The sequence below is a fragment of the Cellulomonas soli genome (assembly GCF_052036975.1).
GTDB lineage: Bacteria > Actinomycetota > Actinomycetes > Actinomycetales > Cellulomonadaceae > Cellulomonas > Cellulomonas soli_A.
In genome coordinates this window covers 302,382-316,329 of the sequence record NZ_JBQIAR010000002.1, presented here as the reverse complement: position 1 = coordinate 316,329, position 13,948 = coordinate 302,382, and the positions used below count along the sequence as shown (strand labels likewise).

14 protein-coding genes are annotated in these 13,948 nt (G+C 76.5%); 4 read left to right on the top strand and 10 right to left on the bottom strand.

The annotated features are described in order from the left end of the window. Positions 1-41: 41 nt before the first annotated feature. Positions 42-2,582 carry a DEAD/DEAH box helicase gene (locus ACTHAM_RS03960; RefSeq protein WP_440684575.1) on the top strand — a complete coding sequence of 847 codons (2,541 nt, stop codon included), beginning with the start codon at positions 42-44 and terminating at the stop codon, positions 2,580-2,582. Positions 2,583-2,610: 28 nt separating this feature from the next. On the opposite strand, the gene ACTHAM_RS03955 is transcribed toward ACTHAM_RS03960, so the two are convergent. From ACTHAM_RS03955 to ssd, 7 genes are all read right to left on the bottom strand, one after another. Further along, the gene (locus ACTHAM_RS03955) at positions 2,611-2,997 is read right to left on the bottom strand and encodes an Rv3654c family TadE-like protein (RefSeq protein WP_440684551.1); all 387 of its coding nucleotides are present in this window, start codon (positions 2,995-2,997) and stop codon (positions 2,611-2,613) included. Then, positions 2,994-3,341 carry a TadE family type IV pilus minor pilin gene (locus ACTHAM_RS03950; RefSeq protein WP_440684549.1) on the bottom strand — a complete coding sequence of 116 codons (348 nt, stop codon included), beginning with the start codon at positions 3,339-3,341 and terminating at the stop codon, positions 2,994-2,996. The genes ACTHAM_RS03955 and ACTHAM_RS03950 overlap by 4 nt, the downstream gene beginning before the upstream one ends. Beyond that, positions 3,338-3,778: a DUF4244 domain-containing protein gene (locus ACTHAM_RS03945; protein ID WP_440684547.1), complete on the bottom strand. Its 441-nt coding sequence runs from the start codon at positions 3,776-3,778 to the stop codon at positions 3,338-3,340. The genes ACTHAM_RS03950 and ACTHAM_RS03945 overlap by 4 nt, the downstream gene beginning before the upstream one ends. A gap of 137 nt (positions 3,779-3,915) precedes the next feature. After that, positions 3,916-4,548, bottom strand: a complete 633-nt coding sequence (locus tag ACTHAM_RS03940) for a type II secretion system F family protein (protein WP_440684545.1) — start codon at positions 4,546-4,548, stop codon at positions 3,916-3,918. Continuing rightward, entirely contained in the window at positions 4,545-5,228 is a 684-nt protein-coding gene (locus ACTHAM_RS03935) for a type II secretion system F family protein (RefSeq protein ID WP_440684543.1), read from the bottom strand. The genes ACTHAM_RS03940 and ACTHAM_RS03935 overlap by 4 nt, the downstream gene beginning before the upstream one ends. After that, entirely contained in the window at positions 5,225-6,481 is a 1,257-nt protein-coding gene (locus ACTHAM_RS03930; protein WP_440684541.1) for a TadA family conjugal transfer-associated ATPase, read from the bottom strand. Before ACTHAM_RS03930 ends, ACTHAM_RS03935 begins: the two co-directional genes overlap by 4 nt. After that, positions 6,478-7,335, bottom strand: a complete 858-nt coding sequence (gene ssd / locus ACTHAM_RS03925; RefSeq protein WP_440684539.1) for a septum site-determining protein Ssd — start codon at positions 7,333-7,335, stop codon at positions 6,478-6,480. Before ssd ends, ACTHAM_RS03930 begins: the two co-directional genes overlap by 4 nt. Before the next feature lie 235 nt (positions 7,336-7,570). Between ssd and ACTHAM_RS03920 the strand changes: the two genes are divergently transcribed. Next, positions 7,571-8,416 carry an HAD family hydrolase gene (locus ACTHAM_RS03920; RefSeq protein ID WP_440684537.1) on the top strand — a complete coding sequence of 282 codons (846 nt, stop codon included), beginning with the start codon at positions 7,571-7,573 and terminating at the stop codon, positions 8,414-8,416. A 238-nt stretch (positions 8,417-8,654) separates the two neighbouring features. Here ACTHAM_RS03920 and ACTHAM_RS03915 read toward each other — a convergent pair whose 3' ends face one another. The 3 genes from ACTHAM_RS03915 to ACTHAM_RS03905 are packed head-to-tail and all read right to left on the bottom strand — an operon-like array spanning position 8,655 to position 11,663. Beyond that, positions 8,655-9,539, bottom strand: a complete 885-nt coding sequence (locus ACTHAM_RS03915) for a Fic family protein (protein ID WP_440684534.1) — start codon at positions 9,537-9,539, stop codon at positions 8,655-8,657. 4 nt (positions 9,540-9,543) lie between these two features. Then, a complete protein-coding gene (locus ACTHAM_RS03910; protein ID WP_440684532.1) occupies positions 9,544-10,329 on the bottom strand; it encodes a response regulator transcription factor in 786 nt (261 codons plus the stop codon). Next, positions 10,326-11,663, bottom strand: coding sequence for a sensor histidine kinase (locus tag ACTHAM_RS03905; RefSeq protein WP_440684530.1), 1,338 nt, complete (start codon positions 11,661-11,663; stop codon positions 10,326-10,328). The genes ACTHAM_RS03910 and ACTHAM_RS03905 overlap by 4 nt, the downstream gene beginning before the upstream one ends. A 178-nt stretch (positions 11,664-11,841) precedes the next feature. Here ACTHAM_RS03905 and ACTHAM_RS03900 point away from each other — a divergent pair, with 178 nt between their 5' ends. Next, positions 11,842-12,414 (top strand): M15 family metallopeptidase, encoded by a 573-nt coding sequence (locus ACTHAM_RS03900; protein ID WP_440684528.1) that lies wholly within the window; start codon positions 11,842-11,844, stop codon positions 12,412-12,414. Between the two features lie 72 nt (positions 12,415-12,486). Continuing rightward, positions 12,487-13,905, top strand: coding sequence for an NAD-dependent malic enzyme (locus ACTHAM_RS03895; protein ID WP_440684526.1), 1,419 nt, complete (start codon positions 12,487-12,489; stop codon positions 13,903-13,905). The last annotated feature ends 43 nt before the right edge of the window (positions 13,906-13,948 follow it).

Genomic DNA, 13,948 nt, shown 5'->3' with positions numbered 1-13,948 from the left:
CACCGGCCCATCACGCACGAGGCCGGTGGAAGGATGTGTACGTGGTCCGTCCCGGTGAGCTGCTCGACGTGCTGCTCGCCGCCGGACGGCGCGCCGACAGCGCCACCCACGTGCGCGTGCTCCCCGCCCGTGACGGGCACCCCGCCGACTGGCCCGCCTGGGCCGACCCGGACCTGGTGCGCGGCTACCGGGCCCTCGGCGTGGAGCGCCCCTGGACGCACCAGGCGCACGCCGCCGACAGCGCCTGGTCCGGCCGGCACACCGTGCTGTCCACCTCGACAGGGTCCGGCAAGTCCCTCGCCCTGTGGCTGCCCGCCCTCACCGCCGTCCGGGCCGACGTCGCCGCCGGCACGCTCGACCCGGGACGCATCGAGAGCGTCACACGCCGCGGGACCACCCTCTACCTGTGCCCCACCAAGGCACTGGCCGCCGACCAGCTGGCCGGGCTCGACCGCCTTCTCACCGCAGCCGGCACCCGCGACCTGCGCGTCGCCACGTGCGACGGGGACACCTCGTTCGAGGAACGGCGCTGGGTGCAGGACCACGCCGACGTCGTGCTGACCAACCCCGACTTCCTGCACCACGCACTGCTCCCCCAGCACCGACGCTGGACCCGGCTGCTCGCCTCGCTGCGCTACGTAGTGCTCGACGAGTGCCACGCGTTCCGGGGAGTCTTCGGTGCGCACGTCGCCCTGGTGCTGCGGCGGCTGCGGCGACTCGCCGAGTCGTACGGTGCGCACCCCGTGTTCCTGCTGGCCTCCGCCACCACGTCCGACCCGGCCGCGAGCGCAGCCCGACTCATCGGCGTCGAACCCGAGCAGGTCACCGCCGTCACCGAGGACGGCTCCCCCGCGGGCCGCCGCACGTTCGTGCTCTGGCAGCCACCCGAGCTGCCCGGCGGTGACGGGCCGTGGTCCGCGCTGCTGCCCGAGGACGACCCGTGGGCGACCGCGCTCCCCGTCCCGGCACCCGACCGCGAACCGCCCGCCGCACCCGACGTCTCCGACTCCCCGCAGGCTGCACCCGCCGCGCCGCCGCCGGAGGGGTCGGGTCCGTTGGGCACGGGTGAGCGCCTGGTGGCCGAGGCCGACGACCGCCCGCGGCGCACCGCCACCGCCGAGGTCGCCGACCTGCTGGCCGACCTGACCGCCGCGGGAGCCCGCACGCTCGCGTTCACGCGGTCCCGCCGGGGGGCGGAGTCGGTCGCCACGACCACGCGCGCGCACCTGCGCGAGATCGACCCGTCGTTGGCCTCCGCGGTCCAGGCGTACCGCGGCGGGTACCTGCCCGAGGAGCGTCGGGCCCTGGAGAAGGCGATCCGCTCCGGTGAGCTGCGGGCGCTGGCCACCACCAACGCGCTGGAGCTGGGCGTCGACATCGCCGGTCTGGACGCCGTGCTCATCGCGGGCTGGCCCGGCACACGCGTGTCGTTGTGGCAGCAGGCCGGGCGGGCCGGGCGGGCAGGCGCCGACGGGCTGGTGGCCCTGGTGGCCCGCGAGGACCCGCTCGACACGTTCCTGGTGCACCACCCCGGGTCGATCTTCGACACGCCGGTCGAAGCGACCGTGTTCGACCCCACGAACCCGTACGTGCTGGCCCCGCACCTGTGCGCCGCCGCCGCCGAGCTGCCGGTGCGCGCCGGTGAGCTCGACCTGTTCGGCGGGGCGCGCGCCGGCCAGCTGCTCGACGAGCTGGTCGAACGGGGTGCGCTGCGCCGCCGACCGTCCGGCTGGTACTGGACGCACGCCGAACCGGCGTCCCGGCTGACCGACCTGCGCGGCACCGGCGGCGACCCCGTGCGGGTCGTGGAGAGTGCCACCGGCCGGCTGCTGGGCACCGTCGACGCCGGGTCGGCCGACGCGACCGTGCACCCCGGCGCGGTGTACGTGCACCAGGGCCTGACGTTCGAGGTGGACGAGCTGCACCAGCAGGACGCCGTCGCGCTGGTCACCCGCCGCGACCTGGAGCACGGCACGTGGGCCCGCTGGGTGTCGACCACCACGATCGTCACGACCGACGCGCAGGTCCGCTGGGGTCCGCTGACCTGGGGGTACGGCCAGGTCGACGTGACGACCCAGGTGATCGGCTACCAGCGCAAGCACCTGCCCGACATGCAGGTGATCGGCTACACCGACCTGGATCTGCCCGCCCGCACGTTGCGCACCGCCGCCGTGTGGTGGACAGCCCCCGCCGAGGTGCTGGAGGCGGCCGGTGTCACGGCCGAGCTGGCGCCCGGTGCCCTGCACGCCGCCGAGCACGCCTCGATCGGGCTGCTGCCCCTGCTGGCCACGTGCGACCGGTGGGACCTCGGCGGGCTGTCCAGTGCGCTGCACGTCGACACCGAGCAGGCGACCGTGTTCGTGCACGACGCACTGGCGGGCGGCGCCGGGTTCGCCGAACGCGGGTTCACCCTCGGGGCGACGTGGCTGCGCGCCACCCGGGACGCCATCGCCTCGTGCCCGTGCGCCACAGGCTGCCCGGCGTGCGTGCAGTCGCCCAAGTGCGGCAACGGCAACAACCCGTTGGAGAAGCACGCCGCCGTGCGCCTGCTCGACGCCGTGCTCGCCCACGCCCCGGCCTGAGCCGCACCGGACTCTCCCGGCCGACCGCTCAGCCACCTGCCGATCCCCTGGCCGACGCGGGTCCGGCCCGGGCCGCCCGGACGGCCGCACCGGTGACCGTCCCCAGGCTCACGGTCACACGCAGCACGTCCGGCTCGTCCTCCACGCACCCCGTCGCCCGGGCGCCGTTGCGGGCCGCGGTCTCCTCGGCGATCCCGCACGCGACCTCCAGCCCGGACCTCGGCAGCGTCGACGCCCCGGCCAGCGCGGCCAGGTCGGCCGCCGCCTGGGCCCTGCCGGCCGCACCGTGCGCGCCCGCCAGCAGACCGAGCCCTGCTCCCAGCACCAGGACCACGGCGATCAGGGCCAGCACCACGACCGTCCCCGACCCCCGGTCGTCCCCACCGGTGGGCCGCGACGGCCCGACGACGCTCACGGCTCGGACCGGGCGACGGCGTGCGCCTGCACGTCCAGCGGGACGCTGTCCCACCCCGTCGCACCGCGCGCGACCGTGACCGTCACCCACTCCCCGTCCCGCACGACGTCGACCGCAGCCGACCCGCCCGCCGCGCGGCGCGCCGTCTGCACGACGACCGCATCCGACTCACCGAGCGCCGCAGAACGGGCACCGGCCCGGGCACCGTCCGCGCACTCCCACCGCACGGACACGGCGTGGACGGCGCCGAGCACCACCAGCAGCAGCACCGCCACGGCCGGCAGCGCGACGGCCAGCTCGGCCGTGACGCTGCCCCGGTCGCCGAGCGGTCGTCGGCGCGTCACTGCTGGAGCGCCTGACGGATCAGCCCGGTGAGCATGCCGCGCACCTCGTCGCTGCGCAGGATCACCAGCAGCAGCCCGGCGAACCCGACCGCGGCGAGCGTCGCGATCGCGTACTCCGCGGTCGCCATCCCCGCCTCGGCGCCCAGCACCCGAGCCCGGCGCAGGCGCTCGCGCGCGCCCGCCCACGCGCGCGGCCCCACGCACCACAGGAGCAGGTCGCCGGCAGCCCGCCGCCGCGAGCGCCGAGGTCGCCCCGCCGCCCCTGCCGGCACCGGCGGCCAGGCGGACGGCGCGAGCGGCCCGGCACCCGCGAGGGCCTGCGGGGCCGCGTTCCCGTCCGTGCCAGTCCTTGCGGGGTGCTGCCCGGCGCTCGCTGCGCCTGCCGGGTCGAGCTGCGTGCTCGTGGTGTCCTGCACGTCTGCCGTCGATGCGGCCATCGTCGTCTCCTCTCAGCCCGGGTCGCCCAGCGCGACCGCGGTCGCTCGAGGATCGACGTCGGTCGGAGCCCGCCGAGCGAGGGTGCGCCTGCCCTGGTGCCGCCGTCGCGTGCAGACGGGTTGTGGACGCCTCGGCATCAGCCGAGCAGGCCGCCGGCGAGCGACAGGACCACCGGCACGAGCCCGAGCAGCATGAACGCCGGCAGGAAGCACAGACCCAGCGGCAGCACCAGGTGCACCCCGAGCCGCGCGGCGGCCTCGCGGGCCTCGCTGCGTGCGTCGCGGCGAAGCCGGTCCGCAGCGGCGCGCAGCGTGGGACCGGCGGCGGCGCCGGTCGACCAGCTGACCGCCAGCGCCTGCTCGACATCACGCAGGTCGGGTGCATGGGTCCAGGCCGTGGGCCAGGACGCACCCAGGGCGAGAGCCGACGCGACCCGTCGCAGGTCCTCGCCCTGGGTGCCCGGCAGCGCCGCGGCGACCGCCTCCAACGCCCGTGGCAGTGCCGCACCGGTGCCGAGCGCGGCGTCGACGAGCTCGAGCAGCAGAGCCGGGCCGACCTCGACGTCCTCGTCCGGGCCCGCGGACCGCACGAACCGCGCCCTCGGACCGGCACGCGCCACGTCCGTGCGGTCGCCGCCGGTCACGGCCGCACGGGCCGCACACCGCGTGACGGCCTGCACCGACAGGCGGCTGCGGCGTGACCACCACCACGGCGCCGTACCGGTCGCCCCGAGCACCGTGAGCAGCACGGCCAACGCACCGGGCGTCATCGGCGACCCACCCGTGCGGGGCGCGCGGCGCGGGCGAGCAGCGCACGCGTCCAGGCCCGCCCGGCCAGGAGCGCGGCGAGGCCCAGCACGCCGGCAGCGGTGCCCACTCCCCCGCCGAGCAGCACACCGAGGGGGTTCGCCCCCAGGCCGGTGCCGAGCACCAGCCCGAGCGCCGGCAGCCACGACAGGACCGTCGCCGTCGACCGGGGTCCCGCGAGTGCGGTCCGGCGATCGCTCTCGAGCTCCGCCTCGGTGGCGAGGGCATCGCCGACGCGGTCGAGCAGCTCGGCCAACGGTGCCCCGAGGTCGTCGGCCAACCGGCTCGCCGCCAGCGCCGCGGCAGCTCGTCCCGCCAGCCCTGCCGACGACCGTCCGGTCTGCGCGCCGAGGAGCTCGGTGAGGGTCGGCACGGCGCCGACGGAGGGCGTGCCGATGGCCTGCGCCCACGCGGCACGGGGAGCCGCACCCGCGCGGACCTGCGCGGCGACCTGGGCAAGCAACGCGGTCAGGTCCAGGTCGTGCCGGCGGGTGCGCGGGCGCCACCGCGTGCGGACGCCCGAGGCCCGACGGGGCACGGCGGATCGGGCGCGCCCCACGCCGCCGAGGTGCGGCCGCCGGGACGGGGGCCCGCAGGCAGCAAGCACCGCCAGGCCCAGCACGAGGCAGACCAGCGGTGTCATGCCGCCCCCGCGGCGGTCCGCAGGCCCACCCGTGCGGCGAGCGCCGCCCAGGCAGGGCCGGGCACGGCACGGTCGCCGTCGACCGTCACGGCGACCGCGACCCGCAGCGCACCGTCCGGGGCCCGGTCGACCATCGCGATCTCGGCGAGGCGGCGCATCCCGTCCCGTTCACGACGCATGTGCAGCACCGCGTCGAACGCGCTGGCGGCCTGGGCGGCCACGGCGTCGCGTCCGAGCCCGGCCAGGGCGGCCAGGGCCTCGAGCCGTGCGGGGACGTCCGCGGCGGCGTTGGCGTGCACGGTCGCGCACCCGCCCTCGTGGCCGGTGTTCAGCGCAGCCATGACCTCACGGACCTCGGCGCCGCGGCACTCCCCGAGCACCAGACGGTCGGGCCGCATGCGCAACGCCTGGCGGACCAGGTCGGCCAGCTCCACCTGCCCGGCGCCGTCGACGTTGGCACGGCGGGCCAGCAGGCGGACCACGTGCGGGTGGGCCGGCGCGATCTCCTCGGCCTCCTCGATCACCACGAGCCGTTCGTCGTGCGGGACCGCGGACAGCAGCGAGGCCAGCAGGGTCGTCTTGCCGGATCCGGTCGCCCCGCTGACCAGCAGGTTCGCACGGGCGACGAGCAGGGCACGCAGCACCGCGACGACCCCGGGGGCGAGGGTGCCGGCCGCCACGAGCTCGTCGAGCGTGAACGCCCGGCTGCGGACCACGCGCAGGCTCAGCAGCGGGCACCGGGGCGCCACGGGTGGCAGCACCGCGTGCAGGCGGGTGCCGTCGGGCAGCCGGGCGTCGACGGTGGGGCTCGCGTCGTCGAGTCGCTGGCCGCCCGCACCGGCGAGCCGCACCGCGAGCGCCCGCACGTCCTGCACGGTGCCCAGGTCGACCCGGGTGCGGGTGAGCCGCCCGGCGCGCTCCACCCACACCTCGCGCGGGCCGTTGACGAGCACGTCGGTCACCAGCGGGTCGTCCAGCAGCGGTTGCAGAGGACCCGCCCCCACGAGCTCGTCGCGCACGGCCCGACACACCTGGGCGAAGGTGTGCGAACCGAGGATCGCGCCGCTGGCCCGCACGGCCTGCTCGACCGCGACCGCCAGCGCGGCGTCGAAGGCGGCACGATCGAGGTGCCCGGGGGCGCCGTTCGCCTCGAGCAGGGGACGCACGGCGTCCACGAGCGCACGGTCGACCGCGGGTGCCGCCTGGCCGGTGGCCTCCGCACGGACCACACCGGACCCGGGCTGCGGTGTCATCCGCGCTCGCCGGCCAGGACGAGCCGGGCAGCCCGACCGGCAGCCACACCGAGGGGCCCGGAGCGGGGCACGAGGGCCCGTTCCAGGTGGGCGGCCAGCCGCCGGTCCTCGCGCACGGCGCACAGCACGGGCCGGTCGACGGCCTCCTCGACCTCGGCGACCCCCAGCCCACCCGGGGCGGGCCCCCGCACGACGAGCCGCACGTCGGGTTCGGCCCGCCCCTGCCCGGCGGCCCGTGCCGCCAGTGCCGCACGGACGGCCAGCGCGCCTGCGACGGCCCGCAGGTCTCGGGGCACCACGAGCAGGACGGTGCCGCACGCGTCCACCGGTGCCGACCCGGCCAGGACGTCCGCGCGCCCGAGGTCGAGCACGACGGCGCCGGCGGCACCGCGCAGGGCGCCGAGCACGTCAGGCACCACGTCCGCGGGTGGCGGTCCGGGCCGCGTCCGGTCGGCGCTGAGCACGGCGCATCGCCCCCAGCGGGGCAGCAGCCCCAGCAGGTCCGTGCCGTCGACCTCACCGCGGGCGTCGTGCAGGTCGGGCCAGCGCAGGCCTGCCTCACGCTCGACCCCCACGAGCACGTCGAGCCCCGGCGAGGCGCTGTCCGCGTCGACCAGGACCGTGGCCGTGAGCCGGGCCAGGCGGTCGGCGAGCGCCGACGCGAGGGTCGAGGCGCCGGCGCCGCCACGCGCACCGATCACCCCGACGACGTGCGCCCGGCTGCCGGCCGGGGTCGTGCTCGCCCTGCCGGGCCAGGTCGGCCGCGTGCCGGGCGGGGACGTGCCCTCGTCGGGCCGTGCACCGCTCACGGCCGCGATGCTGCGCACCGGTGCCGGGACCTCGATCGTCACCACGGGTCGACCACCTCCGCCGGACACCGTGCCGGGGCAACCGACGCCACCACGCCACCTTGGCCCCGGTGCGGCGAGCGCACGAGGCGCGGGCAGGGCTGGGGGCGGTTCGGGGCCACGCCGTGCCGGGCCCCTGCACCAACCCGGCGCACCACCCACCAACTAGGCTCGGCACCACGCCCGCACGACCAGCACGAACACCGACGATGCCGGCCGACGCCAGCCCCCGGAGCCACGCATGACACCGTCCCCGACGCCCGACGCGGCGCCCGCGGCGCTGCGCACGGCGGCGTTCTTCGACCTGGACAAGACGATCATCGCGACGTCGTCGGCCAGTGCCTTCTCCCGACCGTTCCTGGCCGGCGGCCTGCTCACCCGCCGCTCGGTGGCCCGCACCGGGTTCGCGCACCTGCAGTACCTGCTCGGCGGGGCCGACGCGAACCGCACCGAACGCCTGCGCGTCCAGCTGTCCCGCATGGTCACCGGGTGGGACGTCGCGCAGGTGCAGCAGATCGTGGCGCGCACGCTGCACGAGTCGATCGACCCCACGGTCTACGCCGAGGCCGTCGCGCTCATCGCCGAGCACCACGCCGCCGGGCACGACGTCGTCATCGTCTCGGCCTCCGGGTCGGCGATCGTCGAACCCGTCGCGGCGCTCCTGGGCGCCGACCACGTCATCGCGTCCCGCATGGGCGTGGCCGAGGGCCGCTACACAGGCGAGATCGACTTCTACGCGTACGGCGAGAACAAGGCGCAGGCGATCCGTGAGCTGGCCGCCCGGCAGGGGTACGACCTGCAGGCCAGCTCGGCGTACTCCGACTCGATCACGGACGCACCCATGCTGGGCGCCGTCGGGCACGGGTTCGCGGTGAACCCCGACCGGGCGTTGCGCCGGCTGGCCGCGCAGAAGGGCTGGCAGGTGCTCACGTTCCGGCGGCCCGTGCGCCTGCTCGACCTGCGTCGCCCCTCGGGCCAGGCGCTCGCGGTCGTCGCGGCCGTGACGTGCGCCGTGGTGGCGCTGCTGGTGTGGCGGGGCCTGACACGGACGACGGCGCCCCGGGGGACGCCGTCGCCGAACGGATGACCGTGAAGGTGATCATTGCGTGCTCTGATCGGGTCGCTACGGGGCCAGCCCGGTCGACCTGCCCCTAGGGGGGCGCTCCTGCACGTGGGTGCCTTCGCGGTCATGCAGTTGTGACACTTTGGTACACCGCGCGGACCCCGGTGGGAAGAGGTGGCTGCGCGGGCGCAGGTCACCGACCCTCCCCGACCGCATGGTGGATGCACGGTCCGCCATCCGGGCACCCGTCGTCCCGCAGGCGTCAGGCGAGCCGGCCCGCCAGCACCGCATCGGCGACGGCACGCGCCTCGGCGACACCCCCGACGACGGCCTGGGCGCACGTCAGCAGCCATGCCCCGACCCCCTCCGGCGTGCCCGTCGCGAACTGGGCCGCGGCCGACAGGTACAGGTTCGGCTGCTGGGCCCAGGCCCGTTCGAGCACCAGCGAACCGGTGGGGTCCAGCCCGCGCGACGTCACCAGGAGTCGACCGACCGCGCGCGCCACCACCCCGTTGCCGGCGGCGAACGGGCGCAGGGCCAGCAGCTCCCCGTGCGCCACGGCGGCCACCACGAGCGCCGGCGCGGACGTCGCGGCCACCGTGCGACCCAGCAGCTCGAGGCGCGCGGGCACCTCCTCACCCTCGGGTGCGGTCCCCAGACCCCGCAGGTCGGTCGGCGCCACACCCGCCGGGCGGACCCGACCGACGAGGTCCGCGTCGAGCCGTCCGCCGACCGCCGCGGTGTGCAGCCGGGTGAGCACCTGCGCCCACGGCAGGGGTACGGCCCGGTCGCGTCCACCGAGGGCGGGCATGAGCAGCTCGACGCCGGCTCCGGCGCGCAGCGCCCCGAGCACGACCGCGCCGACGGCGTCGGGGCGGTCCGCCCCGACGTGGCCGGTCGCCCCCAGCAGTGCACCGTCCGACAGGCCGACCGCGAGCGCCCGCACCGCCTCGACGGGCAGGCGTGCGCCGTCGAGCGCCGCGGACGCCTGCGCGCAGCGCACGGTCGCCTCGGCCCGCACCTCACGCCACCGCCGCCGGTACCCCTCGTGCCAGCGCAGCTCCTCGCACGCCTGCCGGGCCTGCGCGACGGCGTCAGCGACCCCGGGCAGGTCGACGAGCGGGGCGAGCGGGTCGGGCTGGGTCACCGGATCACCCTAGGCCGGTGCCGGCGGCCCTTCCGCGGGCGACCACGACACCGGCCTCGTAGGCGGCGACCACCAGCTGCGCCCGGTTCTCGCAGCCGAGCTTGGTGAGCAGCGAGTGCACGTGGGCCTTGACGGTGGCCTCGCTCAGCCCGAGGGCGGCTCCGACCGCGCGGTTGGACCCGCCACCGGCCACCTCGACGAGCACCTCGCGCTCGCGGGGCGTCAGGCTGCCCCACGCCGGGTCGTCCACCCGTCCGGCAGGGCTGCCCGCGCCCCCGTCGCCTGCGCGGACCCCGACGGCGCCCGACCCAGGCCCGACGAGTGTCCGCCAGCGGGCCACGACCTGCCGGGTGACCTTCGGGTCGAGCAGGCTCTCGCCGGCGTGCACCCGGTGCACGGCGTCCACCAGCGTCGCCGGTTCGGCGTCCTTGAGCAGGAATGCGTCGGCCCCGGCGCGCAGGGCACCCTCGACGTACTCCTCGTCGTCGAACGTGGTCAGCACCACGATGCGCACGGCGGCGCAGTGCTCGTCCGCGCGGATGCGCCGCGTCGCCTCCACGCCGTCGGTGCGAGGCATCCGCACGTCCATGAGGACCACGTCGGGCAGCAGCGCGCGCACGACGTCGACGGCGGCCTGCCCGTCACCGGCCTCTCCCACGACCTGCAGGTCCGGCTCGTGGTCGAGGATCATGGTCATCCCCAGGCGGATCGTCGGTTGGTCGTCGACCACCACCAGACGCAGTGTCCGCGGTGTCCCCGCCGCGAGCCCGGACCCCGTGGCGCCGCTCACCGGGCCGTTCCGATCCGCGCGGCCGGCAGGCGGTCGGCGGTGCCGTGCTCGGTCGGCGCGGTGCGCAGGCCGGCACGCGGCAGCACCACGTGCACCTGCCAGCCCTCGGCACCCTCGGGTCCGAGTGGCCCGACGCTCACCCTGCCGCCGCAGGCCTGGGCCCGCTCGCGCATGTGCACGGCACCGTTGCCCGCCCGGCTCGGCCCGGAGTGCGTGCGGGCCGGCCCCGGGTCGGTGACGGTGAGCACCAGGTGCTCGTCGACGACGCGCAGCCGCACCCGGGTGGTCCCGGCCGCGGAGTGGACCAGGACGTTGGTCAGCGCCTCCTGGGTGATGCGGACGATCGCCAGGCCCACGTCGGGCGCGCACACCGGCAGCGGGTCGGGCAGGTCCGTCTCGACGACGAGCCCGGCCCCGACGACCCGTTCCAGCACGACGACCAGGTCGTCCAGCACGGGGGTCGGCGCCAGGGGCGCCGCGCCGTCCGGGTCCCACCACGCCGGCGGTGAGGGCAGCACCAGCGGGGGCCACGAGGGGTGCGCCACGGGACGCCCGTCGTCCTCGCGCAGGACAGAGACAACGCCGCGCATCGCGTCGAGCGCCTCCCGCCCGGCCGGCGCGATCCAGCGCACGGCCTCCAGCGGTGCCTGCGGGTGGGTGTCGGCGACCCGGTCGGCGGCCTGCGCGCGCACCACCATCGCGCTGACGTGGTGCGCGACCACGTCGTGCAGGTCGCGGGCGATCCGGGTGCGCTCCTGCCGGACGGCCTGCCTGGCCCGGACCTCCTGCAAGGCCTCGAGCTCGGCGTTGCGTGCGCCGAGCTCGGCGGTCGTGTCCGCGAGGCGGTGGATCGTCGCACCGAGGACGACGGCACTGCAGGCCAGGGCAGCCAGCACCAGGGCGCGGGACGGGTCGAGCGCCCACAGCCACACGTACGGCGGCGGCGCCTGCAGGACCTGCTCGCCGCCGAGCTGGAGCAGGACCGTGGCGCCCAGCGCCCCGGTGGCGGCCACGAAGGGTCGCACGACGGCGGCCCGGGTGGCGGCGTACGCCGCGAGCAGCACGGGCAGCACGTGGAAGTCCGAGCGCAGCGTGAGCCAGTAGGTCACCGGGTACGCGGTGACCGCGAGCCAGAAGCCGACCGCGGGTGCCTGCCGGCGCAGCGCGAGGACGATCGCGGTGCACACCCCCGACCACCAGTACACGCGGATGCCCGACGGGGACCAGTAGACCGACTCCTCGGCCACCAGGACCGCGGCGACCCACACGACCCCGACCGCGGCGGCCACGAGCAGGTCCTCCAGCCACGCCCACCCGCCCCCGGTCCGCTCCACGCGGGCGACGCTACGCAAGGGGCGCCGAGCCCGGCGACCACCCCCAGGATGACGTGGATCGCCCGATCCCCCACCGTTCGGATGAGTCGGACCGCCGGTCCGCACCATCGAAGGATCGCCGCAGGTCACGACCGCCGGCCGACGCCGGCGACCCCTGCCGCGGCCCAGGCTCGGGGTCATGTCGATCCTCACCACGGCCCCCCGGCCACCCCGCACGGCTCGTCGGGTCCGTCGCCGCCGCACGACCGTCGTCGTCGCGATCCTGGCGGTGGCGCTCACAGCCGGTGCCGGGCGGGCCGTCGCGGACCTGCTCGCCGGGGCCGACCACGGACACGGTGGCGGTGTCGGCCACGACCCGGCCCCCGCGGTGAGCCCCACCGCGCTCGACGCCGAGCTGCAGCGCCGCGTCGAGCAGGCCGTGCAGGCGGCGGCCGCGGACGGGATCACGCTGCGGGTGACCTCCGGCTGGCGGTCCGCCGCGGAGCAGCAGCAGGTCGTGCAGGACACGATCACCCGGTACGGGTCCGAGCAGGAGGCCCACCGGTGGGTGCTCCCGCCGGAGCACTCGGCGCACGTGCAGGGTCTGGCCGTCGACGTGGGGCCGACCGAGGGCGCGTACTGGCTCGACGAGCACGGCGCGCAGTTCGGCCTGTGCCGCACCTACGACAACGAGGTCTGGCACTTCGAGCCGGTGATCGACCCGGGCGGCACGTGCCCGGAACGCCATCCGGACTCGGCTTGGGGCTGGTGACGGGCCACCGGCGCGAGCCCGTGCGACGCCGCTGGTGAGCCGGCGCGACGCCCCGGTGCCACGATGAGGCGCATGGCTCCTGCCCCCTCCGTGTCGTCGTCCATCACCGCACGCCTGGAGGTGCAGGCCCGGCCGACCGCCGTCAGCGAGCTCACCACCGCGATCGAGGCGGCGGGGGGCATCGTCTCGGCGCTCGACGTGACCCACTCGGGCCACGAGCGGATGACGGTGGACGTCACGTGCGCCACGCGCGGCGAGGAGCACGCGGCGCAGATCGTCGACGCGTTGCGCGACCTGGCGGGCGTGCACGTGGACCGGGTGTCGGACCGCACGTTCCTCATGCACCTGGGCGGCAAGCTGTCGATCGAGTCGAAGGTGCCGCTGCGCAACCGCGACGACCTGTCGATGGCCTACACGCCCGGCGTGGCGCGCGTCTGCGAGGCGATCGCGGCGCACCCCGAGGACGCCCGCCGGTTGACCATCAAGCGCAACACCATCGCCGTGGTCACCGACGGCACGGCGGTGCTGGGCCTGGGCGACATCGGCCCCCTGGCGGCGCTGCCGGTGATGGAGGGCAAGGCGGTGCTGTTCAAGCGGTTCGCGGGCATCGACGCGTTCCCCATCGCGCTGGACACGACCGACGTCGACCAGATCGTCGAGACGGTGTGCGCGATCGCCCCGGTGTTCGCCGGCATCAACCTGGAGGACATCTCGGCCCCGCGCTGCTTCGAGGTCGAGCGACGCCTGCGCGAGCGCCTGGACATCCCCGTGTTCCACGACGACCAGCACGGCACGGCGATCGTGGTGGTGGCGGCGCTGACGAACGCGCTGAAGGTCGTCGGCAAGGACCTGGGTGCCGTGCGGATCGTGCTGTCGGGCGCGGGGGCGGCGGGCACGGCGGTGCTGCGGCTGCTGCTGGCTGCCGGTGCCGTGGACGTGGTGGTCGGTGACATCGAGGGCGTGGTGCACGTCGACCGCCCCGGCCTGGCCCCGTCGCTGCGGTGGACGGCCGAGCACACGAACCCGCGCGGGGTGACCGGCACGATCCCGCAGGCGCTCGTCGGGGCGGACGTGTTCATCGGCGTCAGCGCGCCCGACGTCATCACCGGCGACGACGTGGCCACGATGGGCCCCGACTCGATCGTGTTCGCCCTGGCGAACCCCCGCCCGGAGGTCGACCCGGACGACGCGGCCGTGCACGCCGCGGTCGTCGGCACGGGGCGCTCGGACTTCGCCAACCAGATCAACAACGTGCTGGCGTTCCCCGGGGTGTTCCGCGGTCTGCTCGACGCGCAGTCCCACCGGATCACCGACGCGATGCTGCTGGCCGCCGCGTACGCGCTGGCCTCGGTGGTCACCGACGACGAGCTGAACCCGACGTACATCGTGCCCAGCGTGTTCAACCCGGAGGTCACCACGGTGGTGGCCGCGGCGGTGGCCCGCGCCGCGCACGAGAGCAACGGCACCCGGCCGGCCGCGACGGACGTCTGAGCGCCCTCGGCGGCGGACCGGGTGCCGGTCGACCTCGCCCGCC